Source organism: Bacillus niameyensis (genome assembly GCF_001375535.1).
Lineage (GTDB): Bacteria > Bacillota > Bacilli > Bacillales > Bacillaceae_C > Lederbergia > Lederbergia niameyensis.
The window spans coordinates 1-26,343 of record NZ_LN831197.1 but is presented as its reverse complement, the minus strand read 5'-3'; the positions used below and the strand labels follow the sequence as shown (position 1 = coordinate 26,343).

The following is a 26,343-nucleotide window of genomic DNA, read 5'->3' as shown; positions in this document are numbered from 1 at the left end:
ATTTTATTTCAATACTTATTCATAAAAATGTATAAAAAAACATTTTCTTTTTTTCGAAACTCTTTGATATTATGAACTTATAATTGAATTGGAGGCTAATTTGAATGAATGGCTATATATTTTTAGGAATCGGTTTTATCCTAGGGGTCTTGTTTATTGTGGTATTTTCCGATCTAATTGAAAGTATCATTCAAAAAGAGGACTATAGGAGAGAGAAATGGGTTAGTGCTATCCTTTTCGGATTGATTATTGTTTTTATTATGCTTTTTGCTACTATTAAATAAAGGCTCTTTTCGTGTAGATTGTTGTTATTGAGACCGCACCCCGAATACACTTCGCTTTCCGTGGGCGAGTGGCAAGCCTCCTCGGGCTGCGCCCTGCGGGGTCTTGCCTAGCTCTTACTTCCCACAGGAGTCTACGTGTATTCGGGCTGCTCCGTGCATGTTTACTAGTTACTTACTCTATACGAAAGCAACAATCCGTTAGAAAACAACCTAATTAAAAACGTCGGGAAAAGGACACTGAAAAACCTAAGTATTTTACTTTAGATAGAGAAAAACTCAATTAACAAGTTAAAAGTCATTTTAATACAAGACCATACACTCTTGTTTAATATGTAGTAAAAAAGGGGGGAATTATCATGATAGTAAAAAGTGAAAAAGAAATTTTATTATTGGATAGCGACAAAAGTTTTAAATCATTACTTGAAATAATTGAATCTATTCCTAACAGAAAACGGGGCATTTCTATTGAAACTCAAGAAAGAGATAAGAATTTTCGTGATGTGTTGATGCACCTGTATGAATGGCACGCAATGCTGGAGAGGTGGTATAGCGAAGGTATGGATGGAGATATTCCTATAATGCCCGCACCTGGTTATAAATGGCGTACTATCAAGCTGCTTAATATGAAAATTTGGGAAAACTATCAAGAAGTAACATTGAATCAAGCTATTAAAAAATTGAAGTTAAGTCATGAAAGAGTGATGGAGCTAATTAAATCGCATTCCAATGAAGAAATCATTACAAAAAAATACTATAAGTGGACAAAAACAAGTAATTTATATAGCTATTTTGTAGCAAACACTTCCAATCATTACAATTGGGCGATAAAAAAGTGTGAAGCTATTGCAAAGTCTATAAAAGAAGGGGAAAAGAGTGAGTATATGAATAAAAGTACTTAAACTATCGGGGGCATAATCAAAGAAGGATTAATGCTTTTTTTGTTGAAGTTATTAAGCAAATGGGTGTAAAAAGAGAAGTGTTAGAAGAAACAGGTTATGTTGTGGAGGTAAATAATCTTATTTCAACTTACTATTCTTGCTCGAATGACAATTTGGTTTTTTTGTTTAGGGCGACAATCTTGAATAGAATTGATTGGAAGCCGAATGAAGAAATAGAACAAGTGCAGTTCTTTGAACGAGAAAAGTTACCTGAACAAATACATCCGTGGAATATTAAAAGAATTGATGATGCACTAGAAAATAAAATATGTCATTTTCATATTTTTGATGAGAGTTCTTAACTAACGGAGGGCTTTAGTTGAGCAAGACAATAATATAAATAAAACAAAAAACGCTTGGATGAGTTAACCTATCCAAGCGTTTATGCTTGTTAAATTGGGTGTGAAGGAAGCTGCTATAAGCAAAGTTAGTTTTAATGCTATTTGGATGTTATTTGGCGTTTTCTCCACGGTAAGTGAACTACCTATGAAAAACCTCCACCCTTTAATACAAAAAGGGATAATTCCCTCAAATCTATGAGGCATTTTACCTTTTTTACATAACAATGTAAGAAGTCTATATATTTTTTTAACGCTGTTGATTGGAGCGGAAAGCGCGAAGACTCCTGCGGGAGTAAGGGGCTGGGGAGACCCCACAGGCGCGCAAAGCGCCGAGGAGGCTCCCCGGGCCGCCCGCGGAAAGCGAAGCCGCCTGGAGCGCAAATCAACAACCAAGTTTAACAGAACTTTTTCTTTTAGGGTACTTTTTCAGTGATCCTCACAGAAAAGAGGAGTTTTTTCTTACTTATTTAATTCCCTCACTATATGACTAAGCTCATTCAATATCAATTTATTCATTGCAAGCCTTACTGCACCTGATGATCCTGGCATAACGAAAATGGCTTTGTTTTGATAAATGCCTGCAGTCGCACGCGATAAAATGGCAGCTGATCCGATGTCTTCTAAATAACTGACCATTCGAAAAATCTCCCCAAAGCCAATGATTTCCTTTTCGAACAAGGGGGACACAGTTTCAATCGTTATATCCCTTTTTGCGATGCCAGTGCCACCTGTTATTAAGATAACATCGGTATCGCTTTTTCCACATGCCTCTTCAACTGCAGCTTGAATTTGATTAGTATCATCGTGGACAATTTTATAAAATGTTGTGCGATGACCTTTTTCTTCTAGTAGCTCCATCACTAATTTGCCGCTCTTATCTGTTTCGGCTGTTCTAGTATCACTAACCGTTAGGACTGCACAGGAGACAGCATCAGGTGATTGACGTTTATGGTCAATTACACTCATACAATTCCGCCACTTTTTCCATATAGATGCTTATACTGATAATATTTCAAAGCAAAACGAGTGACTTTTCTTGTTGTTTGATAATTGACTCCTGCACCGATCGCAACGGAAATAAAAGGTACACCTGAAACCTTTCGGCCGGCAAACATCAATATGAGAGCAATTTTTAGAAGTTGTTTTATTGGTTCATCGATCCAGCTTGGATCTGTAATCCGATCAGGTAAATCCAAATAGAATTGTTTATCATCTTGTTGTAAATCATCCATTAACTGCTCCCAGCCATACATTTTCATACGCTCCGGCATCGTAGCCACATTAAATACCTTTAATGTTTCACGTAAACCCGCTGGAGATTGTACGTCATAGCCAAATGACATGGCTATTAACTGAACTGCACGCAGATTAATGACAAGCATGGCCAAGAAATCACTGCTAATAGCGATAGTTTGCCCAGATCCAGAAACCCCACCTTGACAAAGAGAATACAATCGATGCTTAGCCGCTTGCTGTTCTCCTAAAAATGTTAATTGGTCAATCGACATTTTCCTCATATCACGAAAATCAGTTACTTCATCATTCATCATTCTTGCTGAAGTTAAAATTCTTTCCCTTGCTTCTGTTTGTAACTTCGAAGACCTAAGTAAAGAGTTTAATTGAAATAACCAATCATCAAGTTTTTCAAAAAATTGATCTTGAACTGTTTCTGGTAAAAGGGAAAATGCTTTGTCCAGCCATTTATCATAAGAGTTCTCTAAGTCGGTTGGTTCATATTCAAAAAAGGTTTGGCGCCATTCATGAAGTTCCTCCCAAAGCTGTTCCTCTCTCTTGGTCAATTCCATTTGAATCCACCTCAATTTTTAGATTTTAATTAAGATTGTGGTGAAAGTCGAACAACATCCCGTGCAATCATGATTTCCTCGTTTGTCGGAATAACAATAACTTTAACTGGTGAATGCGGGTAATTTAAAAAGACTTCCTGACCACGAATTTTATTTGAATCTGGATCCCAATATACACCCATAAATTCAAGTCCATTTAACACTTTTGCACGAATAGTACTGCTATTTTCCCCAATCCCAGCAGTGAAAATAATCGCATCAAGACCTGACATGCGTGCCGCATAGGATCCCAAATATTTATGGATTCTGTCCGCGAAAATATGCAAGGCTAGTTCAGCACGATGATTTCCATTATTAGATTCTAATTCAATATCACGAAGATCACTAGAGAAACCTGAAACTCCAAGCATTCCGGATTCTTTATTCAACACGTCAATGACCTCGTCAGCAGTTTTACCAGTCTTTTCCATCACATACGGAATAAGGGCTGGGTCAATGTTTCCAGATCTTGTTCCCATTGTTACCCCTGCGAGAGGTGTGAATCCCATCGAAGTATCAATTGATTTTCCACCTTTAATAGCCGCAATACTTGCTCCATTACCTAGGTGACATGAGATGAGACGAAGTTGAGAAAGCGGACGTTCTAAAAGCTCGGCTGCTCTTTCTGAAACATATTTATGAGAAGTTCCATGAAATCCATATTTACGAATTCCGTATTTTTTATAATATTCATATGGCAGACTGTATAGAAATGAACTTTCAGGCATCGTTTGATGAAAAGCCGTATCAAAAACAGCAACATGAGGTACATTTGGTAATGCCTTTTGAAATTCTATAATTCCTGTCGCATTGGCTGGATTATGAAGGGGCGCAAGTTCGGATAGTTTTTCGATATCTTCTAATGCCTTCTTGTCAATCAATGCAGAATCATCAAAGATTTCTCCGCCGTGGACAACCCGATGACCTACTCCGTCAATCTCGTTGAGTGTTTTGATCACACCTAGTGAAGTAAGTCTATCTAGCAATATTGCAACAGCTTCTTCATGATTATGGATATCTTTTGTTTCTTTATGCCTTTCAGTACCAACATTCATAGAAAAGATAGAATCTTTTAGACCAATACGTTCGATTAAACCTTTGGTGATGACCTTTTCTTCGGGCATATCGATTAGTTGAAATTTCAAAGATGAGCTACCAGCGTTTACCGCGAAAATTTTTGCCATAAATCATCATCCTTCTGTTGTTATTCTAATTAATATTTTTTGTTTTTTACTACAATATTTTTCCTGCTTTTGACAGAACTGCTATCTTGTTCTTCGTGTAAAGTATAGGCATAATAACTCGCCTTACTTTTTATTTGTTCTCTTTAAACCATTTTTCCATTTTCCAAAGAATTTTATCAACAGCTTCTTTTTTGGAAAGACTTGGTAAAGTTGCAAGCAACACTTCTTTCGGTGCTTTCACCTCAGGACTTTTCTTTTGTAAAATAAAAATACTTTTTGCTGCTTGATTATTTTTAAAAATTGAAAATGGCAACTGGAGAATCCCTTGTATATAAGCTGTGTCTTTTAGGAATCGATGTAGCTTTGGTGCCTCTTCAGTTTCAAACAAACCATTCGGTATTAGAAAAAATAAGTACCCGCCTGGTTTCGTATGCTTAATACTCTGTTCAATAAATAGGTGATGAGCAAAAGCATGTCCCTCTGACGCATTTAGCTGAAATTCTTTAGCCTGTATATCGTTTGGATAATAGCCTACAGGCAAGTCACAAACAACGAGATCAACAGGATCAATTAAAAGTGGCCCAAGTCCATCTTGATGGAAGAATTCAGTAAACTGTCCCTGTAAGTTCGCGCCAATATAAGCTAGTCTAATTAACAGCTCATCTACTTCAACACCGAATGACTGGATATTTGAACCCTGATTGTATGCATTGACTATTGTGGACAATAAATTCCCTGTTCCAACAGCAGGATCTAATATCGAAATATCTTCTATGTCAGATAGAAATTTTCGAGTTAAATAACTGATTAATAACCCAATTGAGTCAGGGGTCATTTGATGATTAGGTTGAGTGTGTCCCTTCATACCTTTTAGTATTGCCAACTGAAAGGCTCTACGAATCTCCTCAGGTGGAAAAGAAGTAATTGTCAATTCTGCATACTCTTTTTGCAATCTTTTTTTCGTAATTTCACTTACAGTATCTTGTAAAACTTCTCCATGAAACAAGTTTTCTCCTGTCTCAGCTAGTGCCTCTAAGTATGTACAAGCCAATTCTTCTTGTAAAATGGCGGATGTTTGATCAAAGATGGTAAAAAGTTTTTCAATTGATGTCTCGTACAAAACAAACCCTCCCATCTATTCAATTTTTAAGGTTTCCTCTGTTAAGCTAAAAGCAATTGATAGCTTCAAGTCCAATTTCATCAAAAACACTCTTAACTGTAATCTAAAATGCTGACTTTATATACATGATTCCCCTCTGTATAGTTTAGCTGTCACACGATGCGGAAACAAGGAAAAAGCGTGATATAAGGGAAGTTCGAAATTATGTGAAATGTTCATCAAGTGGAAAGGGTTTCTTTTAAAGAGAAGAAAAGCGTGAGCACCAGTTTTACACTGGATCTAAAGATTATTTTTCAGCTTTTAAAAAGTCCTAGGAGGTTGTCCTAGGACTCATTTTAAAAGTTATTTTGCTTGTTTTGCGGCTTCAAGTGCTGCATCGTACTCCGGGTGATTCGTTCCTTCACTAACATATTCTGCATAAACAACTTGGTCATTGCTGTCAATAACAAAGACACTACGAGCCAAAAGGCGAAGGTCTTTCATGACAACACCATAAGCCTCTCCAAAAGATAAATCACGGTGATCCGAATAAATTTTTGCATTACCAAGATTATTTTCGGTTGCCCAACGTGCTTGAGCAAATGGCAAATCAGCAGATATTGTTAGTACTTGAACATTGTTCAATTCAGCTACTGCCTCATTAAACCGTTTTGTTTGCACTGAACAAACCCCTGTATCAACAGAAGGAACAACACTAATTAATTTTACTTGTCCAGCAAAATCACTAAGCTTAACTTCAGATAAATCATTTGCAAGTACTGTGAAATCTGGAGCTTTATCTCCTACTTTCACTTCGCTTCCGACTAATTCCATTGGGTTTCCCTTAAAAGTAACTGTTGCCATGAATTTTTCCTCCTTAGAACACAAGTATACTTATATAATTGAACAAATTTTCCGATCATGCAAGTAATAAGTGCTTTTTGAATGTTTTATAAGCCTTTTTTAAATCGCCATTACTGAAACTCTCCATAGAAAAAGCCGGTAACTTTGACCGGCTTATATATCAAAATCCAAGTTTGTTTTATTTTCTGATTGCTTTTTTTGCTGCCCACTTTTACTAGCTAGTTGTTGAATTTTATCAATCGCAGCAGGTGCAAGGTCTAGCATTTTTTCAAATAAATGGGTGTTTTGTTCCAAGTGAAGGATATTCACTCCTGATTTATTAACGACTAGAAAAGCAATGGGTGTAATCGAAACACCGCCACCACTACCACCACCGAAAGGAAATTTTGCGTTTCCAGAACTTTGATCCGATTCATCATCAGAGGAATTCCCGCCTGATTGCCCACCAGAAGAATTGCCACCTTTAAACTCACTTCCTCCAGTCGCAAAGCCAAACCCTACTTTAGATACAGTTAGAATAACCCCACCATCTGGCGTTTCAACTGGTTCTCCAATGATCGTATTGACGTCGATCATCTCTTTCAAATTTTCCATTGCAGTTGTCATTAATGCTTGGATTGGATGTTCAGCCATTTATGACCCTCCTATTTTTTTCAGAGTAATGAGATAATCTCTTATATCTTTTCCATTGTCTGTAAAACTTATATCCTGTCCATATAGCATGACCTGCTTTTAAATCAACCATACATTGGATTCTCGTTTGAAACCATATTTGCTGGTAATGAGGGAAGACGTGAACACGAGGGTTGAATGTTAAATAACTTTTCATCCAAGATAGAATAATTCCTTTTATTGACCAAATAGCCCCTGCTAAGACGGCGGTATCCGCAGCATCCCCTAAGCCAATACTTGTTTCCCATTCCATTTTTTTCACTTTTAATTTTTGAATAAAATCCAGGAAAAAATGATAGAAAAACTTCAGATCACTCATTAGCGCTTTTATGTTAACAGAAGTAGAATCGGGTTCCTCCTCCATCTCCTCTTCAACTATGTGATAAAGATCAGAGAAGTCTTTTTTAAACCGAAACAGGCCAAAAAAACTTGTTATTTCTATAGTAGCTTTATTTTCTTCCACCCCTGTCATAATCAGGATTTGGATGTTGATATTCATCATGATGAATATAAGAAATAAAAATAAGATTGCAATTCCGCAGATTATCATAATTAGCATAGAGGATCCCTCCGCGAAATCATTATCACCTTTAAACTATAAAAATAAACCCGCTTACGTATAAGCGGGTTTAGACGGAAGTGATCGTTCATGAATGACAGATGTATCTGCCAATAAATCGTGAATTCCTTGCTTTTTCATCGTAAAGGCAACGACTACATATAAAATAGTAATAGTTGCAGATATATAGCGGCCAATTCCTTCTCGGAAAATGACCGTTCCCCAAGTGAGTTCAGCCTGTTCAATAGGAATCACTTTTAAACCAAAGACCATCTTCCCTAAAGTTTGTTTGAAAAATTTCGTCATTAAAATGAAATAGGCATAGAATATAATTGTTGACGCTATGCCATATCCAGTGATAATACCACTTTCTGATAATGAAATACCAAACGCCCTAAAAATCGGTTTTACTATAATCCCGTTGATACTAAATATAATCAGAAGATCTAACAGATAAGCCCAAAAGCGCATCCAAAATCCTGCGTAAGAGATCATATTTTGCGTATATACCCCTTCCATTACTTCCCCTCCTTATCATTCAGAATATAAATACATAAGTCTTGGTGCATTAGGTTGTGATAAAAGTTTAGCAATTCCCTGCATTTCCGCTTCTTTGCCACCGAACTTTTGAGTTACTACCCCAAATAAAGAACCGAAGCCAATACTTGAGCTATAGCGAATCACTTGTGCTCCATCAAGTTCATGATCTTTCTTTAATTGCTCAATTACATCTTCTTCATACCCAAAATCGTCAATCAATCCTACTTCTTTTGCCTGCCTACCATCATAGATCCTTCCATCCGCAAGTTTCCTAACATCTGATTCGGGCATTTGACGACCTTCTGATATAACTCTGACAAATTCATCATAAGAGTTTTTCAACATTGAATCGAGGATGGCCTTCTCTTCATCTGTCATTTCTCGATACTGACTCATAATATCTTTATAAGGGCCGCTTTTAATAGTAGTAAAGTCAATCCCAAGTTTATCAGCTAATTCAGCAATATTTATCCCTTGCATAATGACACCTAAAGAACCTGTCAGCGTTTCTGGACTTGCAAAAATTTTATCAGCAGGTGCTGAAATATAGTAACCGCCAGATGCTGCCATCGACCCCATTGACACGTAGATCGGTTTATTAGTTTCTTCCTTAATTTGAACAAGCTTATGATGAATTTCAGCGGACTCATTCGTTCCCCCACCAGGAGAATTAACTTTTAGCACAATTGCTTTAACAGTCGCATCCTCTTTCACATGATTTAATTGCTTCATAAATTCCTTATGTAAGTATCCCCCTGTTTGGAATATTGAGGCTTCACCTGTATCCTGAATAACACCGTCTACCTCCAATACAGCAATTTTATTCAGCGGACTCCCTGTTTCTACTACTTCCTCAAAAAATTCAGTACTTCCTGCCATACCTTCCCCAAATAGCTTTGAAAAATCAGTGAAAAGTAATGAACTGGCTAGATTAACCATTGTTGATACGAAAAAAACTGCGGCTGCTATTCCTAGAGCTAACCATCGTTTTCCAGTCATATTTAAATTCCTCCTTTTTCCTGCGTACAACGTTACATACGTTCTTTTCTTTCAAAAAGTTTCAAAGTCATGATAAACTAATAGAAACGTTCTAATCAAATAAAGTACAACTTCAAGGAGGAACTGAAATGGATTCACGAAAAAAACTTTATTTTTTCCATGAAAACGATCCCATTATTACAGAAAAAATTTTGGACCTACAAGAAGTAGCGGAGCGCTATGGATTTACGATCGTAAAAGATTTCCGTGACGCCAATGTCATTGCTAGTATTGGTGGTGACGGAATGTTCCTTCAAGCCGTTCGTAAAACAGGATTTAGACAAGATTGTTTATATGCCGGAATAGCTGTCGGCAATACTCGTGGACTTTATTGTGATTTTCACATTGACAAAGTTTCTGACATGATTGATGCTGCTACAACAGAGCAAATGGAAGTGAGACGCTATCCAGTTATTAAGGTTAACGTCGATAATGAAGGTTCGTTTTATTGCCTAAATGAATTTACGATTCGTTCTGGAATTATAAAAACTTTTGTTATGGAAGTATTTATAGATGGACTTCACTTTCAAACATTTCGAGGGGATGGGCTTGTAATTTCTACCCCAACAGGAAGTACTGCTTATAGTAAATCATTAAAAGGTGCAGTCATCGATCCATTGTTGCCTTGTATGCAAGTGACGGAAATGGCTTCTCTAAACAATAACAGCTATCGTACACTCGGTTCGCCGTTTATTTTAAGTGGAGAACGTAAATTACAACTCAAAGTTGTGCAGGATGGAAATGATTATCCATCAATGGGTATGGATAATGAAGCCCTTAGTGTTCAGCATGTGCAAAAGGTAGATATTGAGTTAAGTGAAAGACGGATCAAAACCGTTAAACTGAAAAACAATTCATACTGGGAAAAAGTGAAACGCACTTTCCTTTAATCAATTTATATAAACATCAAAGATATCAGGTAAGCAAATAGAAGCGGAGGATATCCCCCGCTTCTAGCCATCTGTATTTTATTTTTAGAAGCTTCCGCCGCCTAACTGTTGTTGAGCCAAGGATACAAGACGTTTGGTGATTTCACCACCTACAGATCCGTTTGCACGTGAAGTGGTATCAGCACCAAGATTAACTCCAAATTCTTGAGCGATTTCATACTTCATTTGCTCAATAGCCTGCTCAGCTCCAGGTACTAAAATTTGGTTGCTATTGCTGTTTGCCATGTGTCTTCACCTCCTTGTAAGTTTAGAGTGTGCGAAAACACGTGGCATCATTCAAAAAATCTTTGGTAGTTCCTGGCATTGACATATATACAATCAAAATAAATCTTCTATGCTGTTCTCGGGTTTTTTGACTCTTGCACTGACCATAATTGTCTCTACTCCATCAACAGCCTCTTTCAGTAACGGTCCCCAATCAAGTTTCTCTTCAAAAGTAATGATTTTATCCAACCTTGGTCTTGTTTTTGGAGATGGTGGTGTAAAAATCGTACAGCAATCTTCATATGGACGGTTTGAAATTTCGAACGTATCAATTTCTTCGGCAATTTTAATAATCTCTAGTTTATCCATCGCAATAAGCGGTCGGATAATTGGTGTATTCGTTACCGCATTGATCGCTAGCATGCTTTCCATTGTTTGACTTGCCACTTGCCCAAGACTCTCACCGGTAATAATCGCCAACCCTTCCCGTTGATTCCGAATCTCATCAGTAATCTTTAGCATCATTCTTCGGGTAGCAGTCATAGAGTACCCAGAAGGAATTTCTTTATGGATTGTTTCTTGAATTTTTGTAAAAGGAACTATATGCACCTTCACACTTCCAGAATATTGAGCTAACTTCCCAGCTAAATCTAGCACTTTTTGTTTTGCACGTTCACTTGTAAATGGAGGGCTGTGGAAATGAACTGCTTCAATACCAACCCCACGCTTCATCGTTAAAAAACCCGCGACAGGACTATCTATTCCGCCTGAAAGCATTAACATCGCTTTACCAGAGGAAGCAACGGGAAATCCTCCTGCTCCATGAAAAACCTCTCCAGAAAGATACGCTGCATCCTGTCTAATTTCAACAACTAGCTTAAGATCTGGTTTTTTTACATTGACACTAATATCATCCACATTGATTAAAATATGTGCCCCAACAGTATGATTTAGTCCATTTGTGTCATATTCGAACGTTTTATCTGTGCGCCGTGCCGATACTTTAAAAGTATTCCCCGGGGAATGTGCTTGTTCAACTAAATGCAAAGCAGCAGCCTTAATAGCATCAATGTTTTTCTCTGTTTTCAAAACTGGACTAAATGACTGAATTCCAAATACTTTTTTCAATTGTTTGACGACATAATCAACAGGCTCATCGTTTAATACAACAAACATGCGATCCCATTTTGATTCAATCCGTATATTTTCAAAGTCGCGTAACATAAATTGGATATTTTTCTTTAATTTTTGGACAAAATGTTTTCTGTTCCGTCCCTTTAAAGACATTTCGCCATATCGAATCATTATTCTATCATATTTCATTTATTTCGCCTCACCACGGTATTTAATTGATCTAAAGTTTTCTTCAAGGCTTCTATAAATTGTCTAGCTTCTCCCATTGTATTTTCATACGAAAGGCTCACACGAATAGCTCCAAGTGCAGCTTCCTCCGAAGCTCCCATTGCCAATAAAGTCGAGCTAGGTGTCTTCTCTTTTGAAGAACAGGCACTTGTTGTTGACACGATGCAGCCAGCATCTTCTAACGCATGGACTAGAACTTCTCCTTTAAGACCAAGCGCAGTAAAGTTAATAATATGTGGAGCCGCTTTTGCCGGCGTATGAACGACAATGTCATCAATTTTTTTTAGCTCTTCAAGTAAGAAATTTCTTATTTGCAAAATAGAATCTACATTGTTTTGTAAATTAGTTTGGGCTAGGCGAAGTGCCTTTGCCATTGCAACAATGCCCCCCGTATTTTCGGTTCCGCTTCTCCATTTTTGCTCCTGATTTCCCCCAGCAAATAGCGGCTCAAGTCGGATTCCATTTCTTTTAAACAAAAATCCGTTCCCTTTCAAACCATGAAATTTATGGGCAGAGAAAGTACAAAGATCAACGGCCGCACGATATAAATCTAACGGAACTTTGCCAATGCCCTGAACATGGTCAACATGGTAGATGATCTTAGGATAGTTTTTCAATATTTGACTAATTTTTTCAATGGGTTGAATCGTGCCAATCTCATTATTTACATGAATGATGGAAACTAATATCGTTTCGTCCGTAATTGCGTTTCGAACAGCTTCTGGATCAACTATACCATCTGAATTTACTGAAAGCCACGTAACTCGGAAACCAATTTTCTCGAGTTGTTTTATAGCATTTTTTACGGAAGAATGCTCAATCTCTGTTGAAATGATATGGTTTCCTCTTCCTTTATATTGAAATGCAGCCCCTTTAATTGCTAAATTATTTCCTTCTGTTCCGCCAGAGGTAAAAATAATTTCAGCTGGTTTAACACCAGCCAACTCAGCAATTTGTTCTCTTGCCTTCGTAATCAATTGCTCTGCTTTTCCACCAAAATTATGCAAAGAAGATGGGTTACCGAAAAAATCACGATTTACTTTCAAAAAAGCCTCTAAAACATCTTCATGGGGCCTAGTTGTCGCACTATTATCAAAATAAATCATTGCAAACACCTTCTACTATTAATTCACTTCACAAATATATATCATAACATAATTTTATTGAAGGAAAAGCAGGAATTTGTCTCCGAGTAGCAGCCTAATCTCATCAACCTTCAGAAAGAAAAAAAGGAGAGTCAGAATGACCTCTCCCCTGTCGTTACTTATACTTCGACACCATCGTTGTTATATATATCTTCAATTCGTTTCAACGCACCTGGTTCTACCTTCTCAACTGCTGTTGCAGCTTCTTCTAAAGCAACCAAATATTCATAATTACGAAAAGCTTGTTCTGCCTTTTCAAGGTTTGTAGCCAGCTCGGGATTTCGGCTCCGATATCTATTCGCATATTGGATAACTCGTTCAGCAAGTTGAGCTGTTTCAATATGTTCTTCCGTTTTTTCATAAAGATGATCAACTGAATTGCTTGCCTCACTTAAAAAGTTTTGGACAATTTTCATATTGAGCGGCTTTTCGTTTAAGCTATGGTGAACATCAGCTAGTTGCTCTTCTGCTCGATCATAGAGTGATTCAAAGTCAGCTGGAAGCCCTGGCATATGACTTTGCTGAACAAGTCTTATAATCTCTTTTACCTTTCTCTGCAATTCCATAACCTTTTCCTTAGCTGCTAATTCATCCTTACGAAGACTCTGAAGATGTTCCATATACTCTGCCTGCTCCGTTTGCATCTGTTTTAGCTGTTCATCAATATCTTTTAATTCCTCTTCTAAAATAGAATAGGCCGTAATTTCATCGGTCATTTTTGCCTTAAGAAGATCGTAGCGTTTCGCAATTTGAAGCAGATTCTTTTCAATTCTTTTAGGAAGTTCTAACTCATTGTCTAATAATTGATAGCTATTTTGCACAATATTAGTTTCATTAATAATTCCATCATTTTCTTCCTTCAATTGCACTAAAGCTATTTCTGCTTTTTCATTTTCTTGTAAAACATAATGTTTAGCATATACTTCTTTTTCTAGTAATTCGTATAAAGCATCGACGGTTTCCTTCGTCTCTAGAAGTCCTTTTTCAACTTCATTTACTTCTCCTGCTTCAAGTAATGATTGATAAGATGTAATGTTATTTTCCATTTCTTCCAATTGCTTATCAATCTGCAGATGATCAAGAACAAAACCTTGCTGCTTCATTTCCTTATAACCATCTCGAAGCTCGCTTTGTTGGGACGGAAGAATAGTCTGACATTCTGTAAGAAGATCAGGAATTTTTTCCATTTTATCGGATAATTGCTCCAAATTATTAGCTAGGGAGAGGACAACTTCCCGTGCTTCAAAATAATTCCCTTCATTTGTAAGCTCTTCATAATTTTTGATTTGATTTCCAATCGTTTCAACTAGTTGTTCTAGGTGTGGTGCAGCAATACCAAACAGATGACGATGAGCTAATAAATATCGCTTTCGTTCCATATATCCTTCTACTAAACCTTCAATTTCAGTTCTACTTTTCTCTTCACTACCGACTAAATCATCTAACTCCTGAAGAATTCGGTCAATTTCTAATTCAATTGTTTGAAGTGATTTCTCAATTTTAATATGTGCTTCTTTCGCTTGTTTAAAGCGATATTTATCCGTATGTTCCTCGGCGTAAAATAGCATTTCATCTATATCTGGGAATTGAACCGCAACGATTTCGTCCCAATTTTTCCGCCACCGTTCAAACATTTCTTCCGTTTGCCCTGTCATGTTTAATCGTTTTATTTTTGCGAGTTCTTCCGCAATAGGTCGATTCATCAATTCTAGTTTTTTAGTATCAAGGCGATCTACTTCCCGATAATATCTTTTTCTAACTATATATCCCACTACAAATAATATCAGGATGATCAAAATGATCGATATCATGATCTCCACAGCGTATTTCATTGTAAGCCCCCGTTCCTCCACTTTCCTCGTACCTTTATGTAAAAATAAATTCATTTATTAAAAGAAAAGAAATTATTATTATGGCTAGTGCCATATCTAGCTCAAGTCCCCAGCGACTCGCAATCTTTCAGCTTCTTCCTACGATAATCTATTATGTTATTCTATAATACCATGTAAGCGACATTTTTTGACTATGAAAAACATTTTTTTTACTATAAAATAGCATTACGCTGTTCCATTCTGTTTTTTCAAAAGTCTATTGAACTAGGAGATAAGCATGAACATTCATTTTAATCTATCTGAAACAGATTATTTACACTTCAACTTATTTCATGTTAAACATTCAGAAACTGCAAGGAAAGCATTACTTATGCAAAGATGGACAGGTCCTGTTCTTTTTTTGATTTTATCGTATTTATTTTCCACGATAACCGACATATCTTTTTTGTTATCATTCTCTACTTTTTTCGTTATTAGTGTTATATGGTTTGTTTTTTATCCTAAATATTTCTTCAGCCTCATTATCCGTCATACGAAAAAGATGTTAAAAGAAGGGCAAAACGATGGATTAATTGGTGAGCACCGCCTGATGATCTCTGAAAAAGGAATTACAGATTGTACATCTAACGGAGAGAGTCATGCAAACTGGTCTGGAATTAAAGAGTTAAAAGAGGATGACCAATTCTTTTATCTCTATAACACTTCTGTTAGTGCATACATTCTTCCCAAGAGTGCTATAACAAATGTTGATGAAGTTCGATCTTATATTAAAAACCATTTTATTTCATCAACTGTTGCAAAGCGATAATCACTATGTTTTTCACAATTATTTCAGGGATTATTGTCGCACTTATCATTTTGTATTAAACAACTTCAAGAAAAAGCGGAAAAGACGCCTATCTAGTGCCTTTTCCGCTACGTTTATCAATCAAAGTGCGATTACACTCTTTTGGATTTCTTTTCCTCCAAATAAGGATTCAAGCCATTGATGGATCGTTGAATGATATTTTTCAATAAAATAAGATTCGTTTAGATTCATGCCCCACACTTCCGCCACATAGAGGCTATTAACATATGGCATCATTAACATCCCTTTTAATTGAATCACAATCATACTTATAGGGAGTGCAGTTTTATGTTCTTTTAAAGCGGATTGAATCATTGTTTTTAAGTAAAAACGCTCTTTCATTAAATAGGAGGAGATAATCTCGCGGGAAATTTGCGAATCGATCGTCACTTCCCGCCATACAAAGCGGGCTAATAGTCTGTTTTCACTTTGATATTGAAGAATTTTTTTGATGGCCCTCGTTAAACAAATATCTGCGCGTTCCTTGTCCAACTTCACAATCTCTTCATCTAAACATTTCAAATACGGTTCAAAAAAACGCACAAGGCACTCTTCTAGCAATCCTTGTTTTCCGCGAAAATAATACGAAATATTCGCTATGTTCACATTAGCTCTTGCCGCAATATCACGAATCGTCGCTCCCTTAAAACCCTTTGAATTAAAAAGTGCAATCGCCGCCTCAAGAATAACTTCCCTAGTTTCCCTTGGATGATCTTTCATTAATTATTCCCCCCATTCTAGTATCATATAAAATCCACTTACTTTTCTAATTTATAATGATAAAATAACATTATGACGTTTTATGATTACTAGAACACTTCTCTAGATAAAAAGCAATTCCTTTGAAAATATATCGACAGTTTCTTTAAGTGCTTGTCGAATGGAGGTAGAATAATGTTTACAGTAGCAAGTTATGGCGATAATCGCGTTAAAAATTATGATTTAGTGATAAAACAACTTGAAGCCCTCTTAGATGGAGAACCGAATATAGTGGCCAATTTAAGCAACGCCTCGGCTTTGCTTAATCAATTTCTGGAGAGAATTAATTGGGTCGGCTTTTATTTGCGAGAAAATGAAGAATTAGTACTTGGACCATTCCAAGGACTACCAGCCTGCGTAAGAATACCGATGGGAAAAGGTGTGTGTGGGACAGCTGCTGCAAGGAAGGAATCACTTGTTGTGAAAGATGTTCATGAATTTCCTGGCCATATTGCATGTGATGCCGCTTCGCAATCAGAAATCGTCATACCAATTATGAAAGCTGGAGAAACATTTGGCGTATTAGATATTGACAGTCCCGAAAAAGACCGTTTCGATGAGGTAGATCAATTATATTTGGAAAAGTTCGTGAAGACACTAGAGCGTTATTTATAAACCCCCGAAAAATAGTGAAATTGGGGCTTACAGGATAAAAGGAGGGCTTCCAAAAAGTCAATTTCGACTTATTGGAAGCCCTCTAATTTAGTATGTTCGATTTCACAACTCACTACTAGCTGTCATCTTCCGAACAGCAATTTGATTTTTCCCTAAGCTTTTCGCTTCATATAAAGCCGAATCGGCTCTACTAAATAATTGAGACACCTCTTCAGTTTTATCGCTCGTCCAATTAGAAATTCCACATGACATCGTTACACTAGGATTAGTGTTTTGTGAAACACTTTTTAGTAAACGTTTTGCAACCGAAATGCCTTGTTCTAGAGAAACACTTGGCAAATATATGGCAAGTTCTTCTCCGCCCCACCGTGCGGCAATATCATTAGGTCTAATCGACCGCTTAATCATTTCCGCAACTTGAATCAATACTTGATCCCCTATTTGATGGCCATATTTGTCATTAATTTCCTTAAAGTCATCCAAGTCAATTAAAATAAAGGTACCTTCACGATCTTTCTCCATCGACACTTTAATAGCATCATCTAAATAATTTCTAGCATAAAGTCTTGTAAGATAATCTGTTATGACCATCCGTTCCAATTTCTCTCGTAAAATTACATTCGCCATTCCCAATGCTGAACGCTGAACAAGCGACTGGAATAAACGGAATTGCTCAAAAGAAAAGGCGAGAGGACTCTCACTGGCTAAAATGACGCACCCTTGTATGGAATTCGTTTGAAATGGCACAGACATCAGTGAGCCTACATACGATTCAATCCCCTCTAAAAGACTACTTGTATCACCTATGAACAAACTATCAGACTTATTTTCTGCTTTTTCAAAAATAGCCTTAACTAGTAGCTTCCCATACTTTTTGTGAAAAAAACTTGAACTTTCACGCATAATATAATGGGAATCCCCATTTAAAACAATATAACCTATATCTGAGGCATGAAATATGCTCATTATCTGCTTTCGTAAATAATGAATCGTTTCTTTAAATGTTGATGTCGAATTTAATTTTTGGGTAATTTCATCTATCAATCTTAAATCTTCGATTAGCTTTTGTGATTGCTGGTACAATTTTGCATTTTCCAACGCATTACCTGCTGTATTCGCCAAAAGTCTAATAAAGTCTAGTTGAGTATAGTTGAATGAGGATGGAAAATGAGACTTGACATGCAGAACCCCATATACACCTTGTTTTCCTTGTAATGGAGCAAAGACAGATGGACATTCTTCATGATCCGTCTCGATGGTAGCGTTCACATAGGCTGCAATAGCCAAAACATTTCCGGAATTAAATTCAAGATTTTTCACTGGTAATCCTGAATCAATTTCCTCATCATGAGATAATAATAAAAAAGCATCATTTTCAGGAAAAACTTTTTTCAGTGTATGAATAATTTCAAAAAGCACTTGGTTAGTATCCATGGAAGAATAGCATTTATCTGTGACTCTGAATAATTCTCGATACATAATTTCCTTGAAAGTCTTAGAGTTATTCTGATTGATCTCCATCCCTATCCTCCCAACTCAATCTTTTCTTTAATAAAATAGAAATAAATGGAAATTTTTCCACTATTCCACTGTATTATAATTAATATATCATAAGTAGAACTTTTTACCTACATTTTTAGTTTTTTTAGTTTATTTTAACGGATATATTTTTCAAGAGGATTTCACCGTCTGAAGCTCCGTTGAAAATTAATTGGCATGATATATTTATCAAATTCCATAATAAGTCATTCACTGGTTCTCTCACATTTAAAGATTCCTTAGAAAAATGTACTGACCTTTCTCGTAGTTCCTTTCATTTTATACTTCAAAAATTTCCACTGCAATCCTTTTCTATAGTTCTGACTAGTCATAAACAACCTTCATATTAAAGTGAAACTTCAAGCACCCCCACTTACAATTTTTGGGTTTTCTTCGAATCCTTTAAGTATGGGCCTTATACTCGTTAATGCTTAATAAATGTGAAAAATATAATCTGAACTTCTACTTAGTTGACTTTACGATTATTCAATTATATAATGGTCGTTGTGTAAAATAATTGCAGCCTAGATGAACACTTGATGATCGTATTTTGTTCCCTTATGGATAAGGTCCATAAGAGGTGCATCTCGTAACCCGCTGCTGCTAGGGCGAAGGTGCATGAAAACAAAATACCCACTAAGTTGTGTCATATCGGTTTTTATTTTACAAAAATAAAACCTAAGGAGGAGACTACTATGTCTCGTTATACCGGCCCAAGCTGGAAATTGTCTCGTCGTCTTGGAATTTCTCTAAGCGGAACGGGAAAAGAATTAGAAAAGCGCCCTTATGCGCCAGGACAACATGGTCCTAACCAACGTAAAAAGCTTTCTGAATATGGTCTTCAGCTTCAAGAAAAGCAAAAGCTTCGCCATATGTATGGTGTAAATGAGCGCCAATTCCATAATACATTCTTGAAAGCTGGTAAAATGAAAGGTAAGCACGGTGAAAACTTCATGATTCTTCTAGAACAACGCCTAGACAATGTCGTTTATCGTCTTGGTCTTGCTCGTACTCGTCGCCAAGCACGCCAAATCGTTAACCATGGTCATGTTCTTGTAGATGGACGTCGCGTTGATATTCCGTCTTACAAAGTAGTACCTGGTCAAGTAATCAGCGTTCGTGAAAAATCTCGTAACCTTGCGATCATTAAAGAATCAGTTGAAGCTACTAACTTCGTACCTGAATACCTTTCTTTTGATGCAGATAAACTTGAAGGTACATTCTCACGCCTACCAGAGCGTTCTGAACTACCTGCAGAAATTAACGAAGCGTTTATCGTTGAGTTCTACTCTCGTTAAGTTTTATACTTTGCAAAGAGTAGTATTAAAAGCCCCAAAATCTTTGTTATATCAAGATTCTGGGGCTTTTTGTTTTACGAGAATGACACTTTTGGTTCAACAAATAAAATTTCATAGCTCTACTTGCCCATTGGATCATCCACTATAATATCGAATAACCCCCTCTACAATACGTGTTGTCACTTTATTTTGAAAGTCGTCTGTATTGATTAGAGCCTCATCCTCAGCATTCGAAAGATATCCAAGTTCGAGTAATACTGCTGGAACCTTATTCTCTCTTAGTACATAGTAGTCTCCAAATGACACTCCTCGATTGCGCGTGCTAATGTCCACCTTAAAAATTTGTTGATGTATATATTCCGCTATTTTCTGATCCTCCTTACGATAATAATAACTAGTCATGCCATGAACATCATTAGTTTCAAAGGCGTCGTAATGAATGCTTATAAACAAATCGGCTTGATGTTTTGCTGCCATTTCTACTCGATCATCAAGTGAGGTATAATTATCACCATCACGCGTTATCTTTACATCAGCACCAACCTGCTCCAATCCAGATTTGATTTTAATAGCCGTCTTTAATGTGATGTCTTTCTCAATAGTTCCTTTTTGACCACTTGCTCCAATATCTCTACCACCATGTCCGGGGTCAAGTACGATTCGGATCCCGTCTAAAACCAACTTTTCTTTGTCCTTTACTATTGGGTTGTCAATTTTTGGTGTATCGTTAAACGCTGCACTACCTGGCTGTCTAGCTTTTTTATATTCAAGTAAAAGAAAGGCCGTAAAGACTAGTAACAAAATTATAATCGTGATGAATACTTTTCTTCTTTTCATAAAAAATATCCCTTCTAGTTTGATACACTCTCATAACCGCTCGTCTGAATAAAAATTATTAGTAATATGTGCCTGATCGCTATACACCCCAAACTCATAGCCTTGGTCTTTTAAAAAAGCAATGATCTGCGGGAGAAGCTTAAGAGTTTGTTCTTTTTCATGCATAAGAATCACTTCAATATCCCCCATTGGAGCTGTTTCGAAAACTTCCATTATTTTTTCTGGTTCATCTGGATATTTCCAATCTTGGGAGTCAATCGTCCAATCCCAAATTTTCAATTCCGCTTCTATAATTTCGTTCAAAATCACCTGATCGTTTAAACCCGGATAAGAACCATAAGGCGGACGTACTAAACGAGGGCTCGTTCCAGTGATTTCATGAATTAACGCTAATGTCTGCTCCATTTCCGAAACAAACTGCCGTTTTTTGTACAATTTATCAAAATCATGGGTCATACTATGTGCCCCGACATAATTCCCTTCCCTAACTGCTCGTTTTACATCTGCTTGGAGAGATTCTTTCTTCAAATTGTTTCCTTGCATGAAAAAAGTTGCTTGGACCCCATGTTCCTTTAAAACATTAAGGAAATCCCCAGTCCATTTACTAGGACCATCATCAAAAGTTAAATAGACTGTCTTCCCACTCTTTTTTTCGATTTCAATCTCTTTTTTTTCTTCATTCGTTTCCTTCAATCGCCTATTCGCCTCTTCTATCATTTGCTCATCCATTATTTCAGGCAGTGGATTATTTTTTTCAGTTGTCTCAGCCATTATTCTTTTCTCTTCTATTTGTTGTATAGGGAACACGGCTTTTATAAAGTAAACTACCGCCCAAATACAAGGAATAGCAAAAACAAGTATTAAAATTAATTTTAGAAGCTTCCTCCTCTTCATCCGATCTGCCCCGCCTGTTTTCCATTTTCCCACCTGTTTCAACCCCTCTTGTTATCTCTAAAAGGAGATTAACAGGGTGAAGTATAGATAAAATGAAGATGAGATGAATATTGTCTAAAGATGCAAAGAAAAGCGGAAGCGCCCGTTTAGCTACGTAGAAACTTCCTAGCTTCTGACGAGATAAAGGAAACACGGCGAGGCACGAGCCGATGTTGACTTATCGTAGGAAGAAGCGTAGAAGTTTCCTAGTCGCTGGGCGCTGGAGCTAGACCGAGCACTAGCCAAATTTTATACTTCCTTATTTATGTACAAATTCGCAGATATATTGATTAAAGCTAAAAAACAATCGTTCTACATCAAGCGGCTAGACGCAAAAACTAAAACAAGAAAAGCTATCAAACATGGTATCTTCCCATGATTTGATAGCTTTTTAACAAATTACTATTGATTTTTCTTTAAATAAAAATAAAACAATACTCCTTTTTCTGTATTTACTACACCATATTTACTTTCATGAAGTTCAAGAATATTTCGAGATATGGCTAGTCCTAAACCTGTTTCTCCTTTTGATCGTTCACGCGAAGTGTCCCCTCTGTAAAATCGCTCCCATATTTTCCCAATCCTTTCAACTGGAATCGGTTCACCTGTATTTTCAACACATATTTTCACTTCGTTCTCTTCGTCCTTTAGAGAGACAAAGACATCCCCTTCTTTTCGTGTATGACGGATAGCATTCGTTAAAAAGTTTGTAATAACTTGCTCAATTCTATGCTCATTTGCCAACACTTTAAACGGCTGCAATGATAGTTTGATCTTTACTTGCTTTTTGGCAGCCTCTAACTCAAGTAGTGCACATAGCTTTTCGATCGTTTCGTCAATATGAAAAGGTTCCATTTTCATTTGATATGTGCCAGATTCATATTTTGCTAGTTCAAGCATATCGGCAATAAGCCGATCCATTTTATCTACCTCTTTCTCCAATGCTTGAAAATAATATCCCTTTTTATCTTTGGCTACATCATCCTGTAAAATAGATATGGTGCTTTTCATTATGCTTAGTGGTGTTTTTAGTTCATGAGAGACACCAGATATAAATTCTTTCCTTGTATTTTCCAACTGTTTTTCTTTTTGAATATCCTCATGTAGTTGATTTATATGAGTATGTAATGTATCAGAAAGAATATTAATATTTTCCGATAATGTACCTAATTCATCCTTTGATTTTACGGATACTCGCTCTGAAAAATCAAGATTGGCCATCTTTTTCGTTGTATAATTGATCTTTAATAATGGGTTAGCAATTTTTTTTGAGTAATAAAAGGATGCTATTAAAACTAACAACATAACAATGGCGATCAAATATACATAATACTCCTTTACCATTTGAACAGCCTCATCTACTGGCTGTAACGATGTCATTGCAAATAGATGTGAGGGGTGATCATCTACTTTCAATCGTTTAGTTAAGATTTTATACTGAATATTGTTTTGTTCCTCATCCCTTATTTGAGTGGCCTGATGCATAGTGCTGCTTGATTCAAATAGAAGTGACGCTTGAAATTCTCTAATTTTATTCATAAATAATGGGTTAGTATATATAGCATTAGAGCCTTCGCTCTGAGTAGGTAGGTGAATAGCTGTAACTGTTCCAATCAAATGAACAATTACTTGCTCGGAGTCTGTAGATGGCGTTTGTTTTTCGTCTAATACTTCAGATTCCTCCATTAAAACGGATGGTTCTTGAAAATATGTTTCATTAGGTGAGGAGAAGTCCTCTTCCTCCAAACCCGGACGATTCTCTTTAAGATATTTTCTTATCGCATTTTTCAGCTCTTTATTTTCCCAGTGAGATTCCATTACTTGTTCATTTTCCAATTTATGTTGATCCAAGGCAAATAAAGAACCAGGATATTCAGATATATATATTCCTAATTGACCAACACTAATAGGAACAAGAGCTGTTTCTCCTCTTACCGCATATATAGCAATAGGTTCCCCTATGGTTAGAGGAAAGTTGTCTGTTAAGGTCTCTTCAAAATCTATTAGATAATATAAAGGAATACGAATCTTTTTATCTATTATAGATAGATCGTTTGATTCTTCCGTATGAACTTCGATGTAGAAGTCATCCACATTTGTTAAATTGCCATTTTCATCCAAAGTCGTAATCCAAGTGCCTTGTTCTTGATAAAAATCTTGCTCAAGCTTTTGTACGGTATATTTGTTGTCATTATTATTAAGATATTCATCCGCGTAGCGATCCATCGCACTTTGAATATCGTTGATTTTTTGACGTGCATAATATTGCTTAAAGAAAATGGTTTGTCCGATAAAAACTGTTGTTAAAATGAACATGCAAAGCAACGTTGTAAGAGTAAAAAGTTTCAGGACAATTTTACTCCTCATCTCGTCCCCTCAAATTTATAGCCCTGTCTGACAATTGTTTTAATCGCATCTGCCTTATCCCCGAGTTTAGTCCGTAAATTCCGAATATGGGTATTAATCGTTCGATCATCTCCATCGTATTCATACCCCCAGACCTTAATAATTAATTGTTCTCTCGTCATTACAATCCCTTCGTTTTGCATTAAATAAGATAGAATTTCAAATTCGGTATGTGTAAGCTTAATAGTTTGATCATCGACAAGTACTGTTCTTGAAGCCATATTAATGGAAATTCCATTCAGCGAATGTATCTGTTGTTGCTTAATATCATTTTTATGCTGGCGACTATATAATAAACGTTTTGCCCTTGCCAACAATATAGGTGGACTATATGGCTTTGTTACATAGTCATCTGCCCCAAGTTCAAATCCTAATAAAGTATCTTCTTCCTCACCACGCGCTGTCAACATAATAATGGGAACATCTGCTGTTTTTCGTATCCGTCTGCACACTGACCAACCATCTAATTCTGGTAACATAATATCTAGTATGATTAAATCAATCTTTTCGCTATTAAATAATTCGAGCGCCCTTTTTCCGTCACTTGCTTCCAACACGGTGAAATTTTCATTCAAGAAATAGTCTTTGAGTACTTCTCTCAGAATTTGTTCATCTTCGACAATTAGAACCGTATCACTCATAGTCAAACACCCTCCATCATTATCATTTACAGTATAGCAAATCGATGTAAAGATAAGATAAAGATGGTGTAATCCTACTTGTCTTAATCAACAAAAAAATAGCCCTCGAATAGGCTTGCAACACAGCCCATATTGTTACAGCCATTAGTAAATGCCATGGTGGAATAGTAAGAGGGCTTGTTTATCGAGGGAGAATAATAATCGAGGAACTATGTCGTTAGCTATTGTTTTGTATAAGTCGGCTCATAAACTTAGACACTAAAAAATATTGACTTTTGAAAAATAGAGTGTTATAATTTTTTTAATTTCAAAGGGGAGTAGCTTTTACGGTAAAGTCGTCATTTCAGAGTATTGGTAGCTCATACTCTCGGCTTTACGGGCAACTTAACGTGTTGTTAGCAAGACCTTTGCCAATATATGGTAAAGGTCTGTTCTTATTTTGGAGGCTTTTACCATTCATTGGTAAAAGCCTCTATTTTTATTTCTGAAGGGAGAACACTACATGGATTCATTATGGCTAGAATATGGTTGGACTTTACTAATCCTTATAGGACTAGAGGGGATTTTATCTGCTGACAATGCACTTGTTATGGCGGTCATCGCTAAACACTTGCCAGAAGAACAAAAAAAGAAAGCAATCAATTATGGGATTATTGGGGCATTCATTTTCCGCTTCCTAGCCCTTTTCGCAATTTCCTTTATTGCTAATGTATGGCAAGTACAAGCAATTGGTGCAGCATATCTAATTTATTTAGGTTTAAAACATGTGCTCACCGATTTATTTTCCAAAAAAGGTGTTAAAGAAGAGTTGGAAAAAGAAACTGCTGGCAAAGGATTTTGGCCGACTGTTGCAAAAATCGGCTTAGCAGACCTTGCTTTTGCAATTGATTCAATCCTTGCAGCCGTTGCACTTGCGATTGTCCTTCCTAAAACTTCATTACCTCACATTGGTGGAATGGATGGCGGACAATTTCTAATAGTCGTTATCGCTGGAATAGCAGGTTTGATCTTAATCAAATATGCGGCAAACCTCTTCGTAAAACTGCTTGCTGTGCGACCAGGCCTTGAAACAACAGCTTACTTAATTGTTGCTTGGGTAGGAGTAAAACTTGCCGTCATTACACTTAGCCACGAAAAAGTAGGTATATTAGCTGAAAGTTTCCCACATAGCACAGGTTGGACAATTGCTTTCTGGGTAATTCTTTTAGGTATTGCAATTGGTGGTTGGTTTATGTCAGGTAAATCAGTTGCTCATGAAAAAAAGTCGACTCATGAGAGTCATCTGAAGGGATAAAATAAAAAAGAGCTGAAACAGAAATTATCTTTCTGTATCAGCTCTTTTTTTATAAAAGTATAAAATTTGGCTAGTGCACAGCGACTAGCAAACTTTCAGCTTCTTTCTACGATAAGTCAACATCAGCTCGTGCCTCGCTGTGTTTCCTTTATCTCGTCAGAAGCTTAAAAAGTTTGTACGTCGCTAAACGCGCGCTTCCGCTTTTCTTTGTCTAGCTCCAGCGCCCAGCGACTAGGAAACTTCTACGCTTCTTCCTACGATAAGTCAACATCGGCTCGTGCCTCGCCGTGTTTCCTTTATCTCGTCAGAAGCTAGGAA

Annotated in this window: 26 protein-coding genes and 2 pseudogenes; 8 read left to right on the top strand and 20 right to left on the bottom strand. The window is 36.7% G+C overall.

Going from position 1 to position 26,343, the window contains the following annotated elements; all coding sequences use genetic code 11:
- The first annotated feature begins 104 nt into the window (after window positions 1-104).
- The 3 genes from BN1243_RS00185 to BN1243_RS00175 all read left to right on the top strand — a co-directional run bounded on the left by BN1243_RS00185 (window position 105) and on the right by BN1243_RS00175 (window position 1,524).
- Entirely contained in the window at window positions 105-284 is a 180-nt protein-coding gene (locus BN1243_RS00185) for a hypothetical protein (protein ID WP_062104273.1), read from the top strand.
- Between the two features lie 356 nt (window positions 285-640).
- A complete protein-coding gene (locus BN1243_RS00180) occupies window positions 641-1,183 on the top strand; it encodes a ClbS/DfsB family four-helix bundle protein (protein WP_062104271.1) in 543 nt (180 codons plus the stop codon).
- Between the two features lie 59 nt (window positions 1,184-1,242).
- Window positions 1,243-1,524: an NUDIX hydrolase gene (locus BN1243_RS00175; RefSeq protein WP_062104269.1), complete on the top strand. Its 282-nt coding sequence runs from the start codon at window positions 1,243-1,245 to the stop codon at window positions 1,522-1,524.
- Between the two features lie 498 nt (window positions 1,525-2,022).
- Here BN1243_RS00175 and BN1243_RS00170 read toward each other — a convergent pair whose 3' ends face one another.
- The 9 genes from BN1243_RS00170 to sppA all read right to left on the bottom strand — a co-directional run bounded on the left by BN1243_RS00170 (window position 2,023) and on the right by sppA (window position 9,324).
- A complete protein-coding gene (locus BN1243_RS00170; RefSeq protein ID WP_062104267.1) occupies window positions 2,023-2,529 on the bottom strand; it encodes a MogA/MoaB family molybdenum cofactor biosynthesis protein in 507 nt (168 codons plus the stop codon).
- A complete protein-coding gene (locus BN1243_RS00165; RefSeq protein WP_062104265.1) occupies window positions 2,526-3,368 on the bottom strand; it encodes an EcsC family protein in 843 nt (280 codons plus the stop codon). Before BN1243_RS00165 ends, BN1243_RS00170 begins: the two co-directional genes overlap by 4 nt.
- Window positions 3,369-3,397: 29 nt before the next feature.
- On the bottom strand, window positions 3,398-4,591 hold the full coding sequence (locus tag BN1243_RS00160; protein WP_062104264.1) for an acetate kinase: 1,194 nt from the start codon (window positions 4,589-4,591) through the stop codon (window positions 3,398-3,400).
- A 130-nt stretch (window positions 4,592-4,721) separates the two neighbouring features.
- A complete protein-coding gene (locus BN1243_RS00155) occupies window positions 4,722-5,726 on the bottom strand; it encodes a class I SAM-dependent methyltransferase (protein WP_062104262.1) in 1,005 nt (334 codons plus the stop codon).
- A 327-nt stretch (window positions 5,727-6,053) separates the two neighbouring features.
- A complete protein-coding gene (gene tpx / locus BN1243_RS00150; protein WP_062104260.1) occupies window positions 6,054-6,554 on the bottom strand; it encodes a thiol peroxidase in 501 nt (166 codons plus the stop codon).
- 153 nt (window positions 6,555-6,707) lie between these two features.
- Window positions 6,708-7,187, bottom strand: coding sequence for a GerW family sporulation protein (gene ytfJ, locus BN1243_RS00145; RefSeq protein WP_062104258.1), 480 nt, complete (start codon window positions 7,185-7,187; stop codon window positions 6,708-6,710).
- Window positions 7,180-7,785 carry a DUF2953 domain-containing protein gene (locus tag BN1243_RS00140; RefSeq protein WP_062104257.1) on the bottom strand — a complete coding sequence of 202 codons (606 nt, stop codon included), beginning with the start codon at window positions 7,783-7,785 and terminating at the stop codon, window positions 7,180-7,182. Before BN1243_RS00140 ends, ytfJ begins: the two co-directional genes overlap by 8 nt.
- A 54-nt stretch (window positions 7,786-7,839) precedes the next feature.
- Window positions 7,840-8,304, bottom strand: a complete 465-nt coding sequence (locus BN1243_RS00135; protein ID WP_062104254.1) for an RDD family protein — start codon at window positions 8,302-8,304, stop codon at window positions 7,840-7,842.
- 15 nt (window positions 8,305-8,319) lie between these two features.
- Window positions 8,320-9,324, bottom strand: a complete 1,005-nt coding sequence (gene sppA / locus BN1243_RS00130; RefSeq protein ID WP_062104252.1) for a signal peptide peptidase SppA — start codon at window positions 9,322-9,324, stop codon at window positions 8,320-8,322.
- A 128-nt stretch (window positions 9,325-9,452) separates the two neighbouring features.
- Here sppA and BN1243_RS00125 point away from each other — a divergent pair, with 128 nt between their 5' ends.
- Complete coding sequence (locus tag BN1243_RS00125) at window positions 9,453-10,253, top strand: NAD kinase (protein ID WP_062104251.1); 801 nt, start codon at window positions 9,453-9,455, stop codon at window positions 10,251-10,253.
- An 84-nt stretch (window positions 10,254-10,337) separates the two neighbouring features.
- Here the strand turns inward: BN1243_RS00125 and BN1243_RS00120 are convergent, their stop codons facing one another.
- The 4 genes from BN1243_RS00120 to ezrA form a co-directional block, all read right to left on the bottom strand.
- Window positions 10,338-10,538, bottom strand: coding sequence for an alpha/beta-type small acid-soluble spore protein (locus tag BN1243_RS00120; RefSeq protein WP_062104249.1), 201 nt, complete (start codon window positions 10,536-10,538; stop codon window positions 10,338-10,340).
- Window positions 10,539-10,631: 93 nt separating this feature from the next.
- Window positions 10,632-11,840, bottom strand: coding sequence for a tRNA uracil 4-sulfurtransferase ThiI (thiI, locus tag BN1243_RS00115; RefSeq protein ID WP_062104248.1), 1,209 nt, complete (start codon window positions 11,838-11,840; stop codon window positions 10,632-10,634).
- Window positions 11,837-12,985: a cysteine desulfurase family protein gene (locus tag BN1243_RS00110; protein WP_062104246.1), complete on the bottom strand. Its 1,149-nt coding sequence runs from the start codon at window positions 12,983-12,985 to the stop codon at window positions 11,837-11,839. Before BN1243_RS00110 ends, thiI begins: the two co-directional genes overlap by 4 nt.
- Before the next feature lie 158 nt (window positions 12,986-13,143).
- On the bottom strand, window positions 13,144-14,910 hold the full coding sequence (gene ezrA, locus BN1243_RS00105; protein WP_230200061.1) for a septation ring formation regulator EzrA: 1,767 nt from the start codon (window positions 14,908-14,910) through the stop codon (window positions 13,144-13,146).
- 223 nt (window positions 14,911-15,133) lie between these two features.
- Between ezrA and BN1243_RS00100 the strand changes: the two genes are divergently transcribed.
- Window positions 15,134-15,664 (top strand): YcxB family protein, encoded by a 531-nt coding sequence (locus BN1243_RS00100; RefSeq protein WP_062104243.1) that lies wholly within the window; start codon window positions 15,134-15,136, stop codon window positions 15,662-15,664.
- Window positions 15,665-15,784: 120 nt separating this feature from the next.
- Here BN1243_RS00100 and refZ read toward each other — a convergent pair whose 3' ends face one another.
- Complete coding sequence (gene refZ / locus BN1243_RS00095; protein ID WP_062104241.1) at window positions 15,785-16,423, bottom strand: forespore capture DNA-binding protein RefZ; 639 nt, start codon at window positions 16,421-16,423, stop codon at window positions 15,785-15,787.
- Between the two features lie 174 nt (window positions 16,424-16,597).
- On the opposite strand from refZ, the gene BN1243_RS00090 reads away from it, so the two are divergent.
- Window positions 16,598-17,077, top strand: a complete 480-nt coding sequence (locus BN1243_RS00090) for a GAF domain-containing protein (protein WP_062104239.1) — start codon at window positions 16,598-16,600, stop codon at window positions 17,075-17,077.
- Between the two features lie 102 nt (window positions 17,078-17,179).
- Here the strand turns inward: BN1243_RS00090 and BN1243_RS00085 are convergent, their stop codons facing one another.
- Window positions 17,180-18,598 carry a sensor domain-containing diguanylate cyclase gene (locus tag BN1243_RS00085; protein ID WP_062104237.1) on the bottom strand — a complete coding sequence of 473 codons (1,419 nt, stop codon included), beginning with the start codon at window positions 18,596-18,598 and terminating at the stop codon, window positions 17,180-17,182.
- A 713-nt stretch (window positions 18,599-19,311) separates the two neighbouring features.
- Between BN1243_RS00085 and rpsD the strand changes: the two genes are divergently transcribed.
- Window positions 19,312-19,914 (top strand): 30S ribosomal protein S4, encoded by a 603-nt coding sequence (gene rpsD / locus BN1243_RS00080; RefSeq protein WP_062104236.1) that lies wholly within the window; start codon window positions 19,312-19,314, stop codon window positions 19,912-19,914.
- 135 nt (window positions 19,915-20,049) lie between these two features.
- Here the strand turns inward: rpsD and BN1243_RS00075 are convergent, their stop codons facing one another.
- The 5 genes and pseudogenes from BN1243_RS00075 to BN1243_RS22975 form a co-directional block, all read right to left on the bottom strand.
- Window positions 20,050-20,751: an N-acetylmuramoyl-L-alanine amidase family protein gene (locus BN1243_RS00075; RefSeq protein WP_084781756.1), complete on the bottom strand. Its 702-nt coding sequence runs from the start codon at window positions 20,749-20,751 to the stop codon at window positions 20,050-20,052.
- A gap of 30 nt (window positions 20,752-20,781) precedes the next feature.
- Complete coding sequence (locus BN1243_RS00070; protein WP_407638806.1) at window positions 20,782-21,678, bottom strand: polysaccharide deacetylase family protein; 897 nt, start codon at window positions 21,676-21,678, stop codon at window positions 20,782-20,784.
- Window positions 21,679-22,086: 408 nt separating this feature from the next.
- Complete coding sequence (locus BN1243_RS00065; RefSeq protein WP_062104234.1) at window positions 22,087-24,051, bottom strand: sensor histidine kinase; 1,965 nt, start codon at window positions 24,049-24,051, stop codon at window positions 22,087-22,089.
- Window positions 24,048-24,308 (bottom strand): annotated as a pseudogene (locus BN1243_RS22980) (winged helix-turn-helix domain-containing protein); the annotation flags it as partial. The pseudogene BN1243_RS22980 and the gene BN1243_RS00065, both read right to left, overlap by 4 nt.
- Before the next feature lie 62 nt (window positions 24,309-24,370).
- A pseudogene (locus BN1243_RS22975) lies at window positions 24,371-24,731 on the bottom strand (response regulator); the annotation flags it as partial.
- A 502-nt stretch (window positions 24,732-25,233) separates the two neighbouring features.
- Between BN1243_RS22975 and BN1243_RS00055 the strand changes: the two are divergent.
- On the top strand, window positions 25,234-26,025 hold the full coding sequence (locus BN1243_RS00055; protein WP_062104230.1) for a TerC family protein: 792 nt from the start codon (window positions 25,234-25,236) through the stop codon (window positions 26,023-26,025).
- The last annotated feature ends 318 nt before the right edge of the window (window positions 26,026-26,343 follow it).

Coding starts and splice junctions, on each gene's coding strand:
- BN1243_RS00055 (WP_062104230.1), top strand. CDS start 25,234: ATGGATTCATTATGGCTAGAATATGGTTGGACTTTACTAATCCTTATA.
- ezrA (WP_230200061.1), bottom strand. CDS start 14,910: ATGAATTTATTTTTACATAAAGGTACGAGGAAAGTGGAGGAACGGGGG.
- rpsD (WP_062104236.1), top strand. CDS start 19,312: ATGTCTCGTTATACCGGCCCAAGCTGGAAATTGTCTCGTCGTCTTGGA.
- BN1243_RS00135 (WP_062104254.1), bottom strand. CDS start 8,304: ATGGAAGGGGTATATACGCAAAATATGATCTCTTACGCAGGATTTTGG.
- BN1243_RS00100 (WP_062104243.1), top strand. CDS start 15,134: ATGAACATTCATTTTAATCTATCTGAAACAGATTATTTACACTTCAAC.
- BN1243_RS00065 (WP_062104234.1), bottom strand. CDS start 24,051: ATGAGGAGTAAAATTGTCCTGAAACTTTTTACTCTTACAACGTTGCTT.
- BN1243_RS00165 (WP_062104265.1), bottom strand. CDS start 3,368: ATGGAATTGACCAAGAGAGAGGAACAGCTTTGGGAGGAACTTCATGAA.
- BN1243_RS00125 (WP_062104251.1), top strand. CDS start 9,453: ATGGATTCACGAAAAAAACTTTATTTTTTCCATGAAAACGATCCCATT.
- BN1243_RS00140 (WP_062104257.1), bottom strand. CDS start 7,785: ATGCTAATTATGATAATCTGCGGAATTGCAATCTTATTTTTATTTCTT.
- BN1243_RS00120 (WP_062104249.1), bottom strand. CDS start 10,538: ATGGCAAACAGCAATAGCAACCAAATTTTAGTACCTGGAGCTGAGCAG.
- BN1243_RS00170 (WP_062104267.1), bottom strand. CDS start 2,529: ATGAGTGTAATTGACCATAAACGTCAATCACCTGATGCTGTCTCCTGT.
- BN1243_RS00075 (WP_084781756.1), bottom strand. CDS start 20,751: ATGAAAAGAAGAAAAGTATTCATCACGATTATAATTTTGTTACTAGTC.
- BN1243_RS00090 (WP_062104239.1), top strand. CDS start 16,598: ATGTTTACAGTAGCAAGTTATGGCGATAATCGCGTTAAAAATTATGAT.
- BN1243_RS00185 (WP_062104273.1), top strand. CDS start 105: ATGAATGGCTATATATTTTTAGGAATCGGTTTTATCCTAGGGGTCTTG.
- BN1243_RS00155 (WP_062104262.1), bottom strand. CDS start 5,726: ATGGGAGGGTTTGTTTTGTACGAGACATCAATTGAAAAACTTTTTACC.
- thiI (WP_062104248.1), bottom strand. CDS start 11,840: ATGAAATATGATAGAATAATGATTCGATATGGCGAAATGTCTTTAAAG.
- BN1243_RS00110 (WP_062104246.1), bottom strand. CDS start 12,985: ATGATTTATTTTGATAATAGTGCGACAACTAGGCCCCATGAAGATGTT.
- refZ (WP_062104241.1), bottom strand. CDS start 16,423: ATGAAAGATCATCCAAGGGAAACTAGGGAAGTTATTCTTGAGGCGGCG.
- BN1243_RS00160 (WP_062104264.1), bottom strand. CDS start 4,591: ATGGCAAAAATTTTCGCGGTAAACGCTGGTAGCTCATCTTTGAAATTT.
- sppA (WP_062104252.1), bottom strand. CDS start 9,324: ATGACTGGAAAACGATGGTTAGCTCTAGGAATAGCAGCCGCAGTTTTT.
- tpx (WP_062104260.1), bottom strand. CDS start 6,554: ATGGCAACAGTTACTTTTAAGGGAAACCCAATGGAATTAGTCGGAAGC.
- BN1243_RS00175 (WP_062104269.1), top strand. CDS start 1,243: ATGGGTGTAAAAAGAGAAGTGTTAGAAGAAACAGGTTATGTTGTGGAG.
- BN1243_RS00085 (WP_062104237.1), bottom strand. CDS start 18,598: ATGGAGATCAATCAGAATAACTCTAAGACTTTCAAGGAAATTATGTAT.
- ytfJ (WP_062104258.1), bottom strand. CDS start 7,187: ATGGCTGAACATCCAATCCAAGCATTAATGACAACTGCAATGGAAAAT.
- BN1243_RS00180 (WP_062104271.1), top strand. CDS start 641: ATGATAGTAAAAAGTGAAAAAGAAATTTTATTATTGGATAGCGACAAA.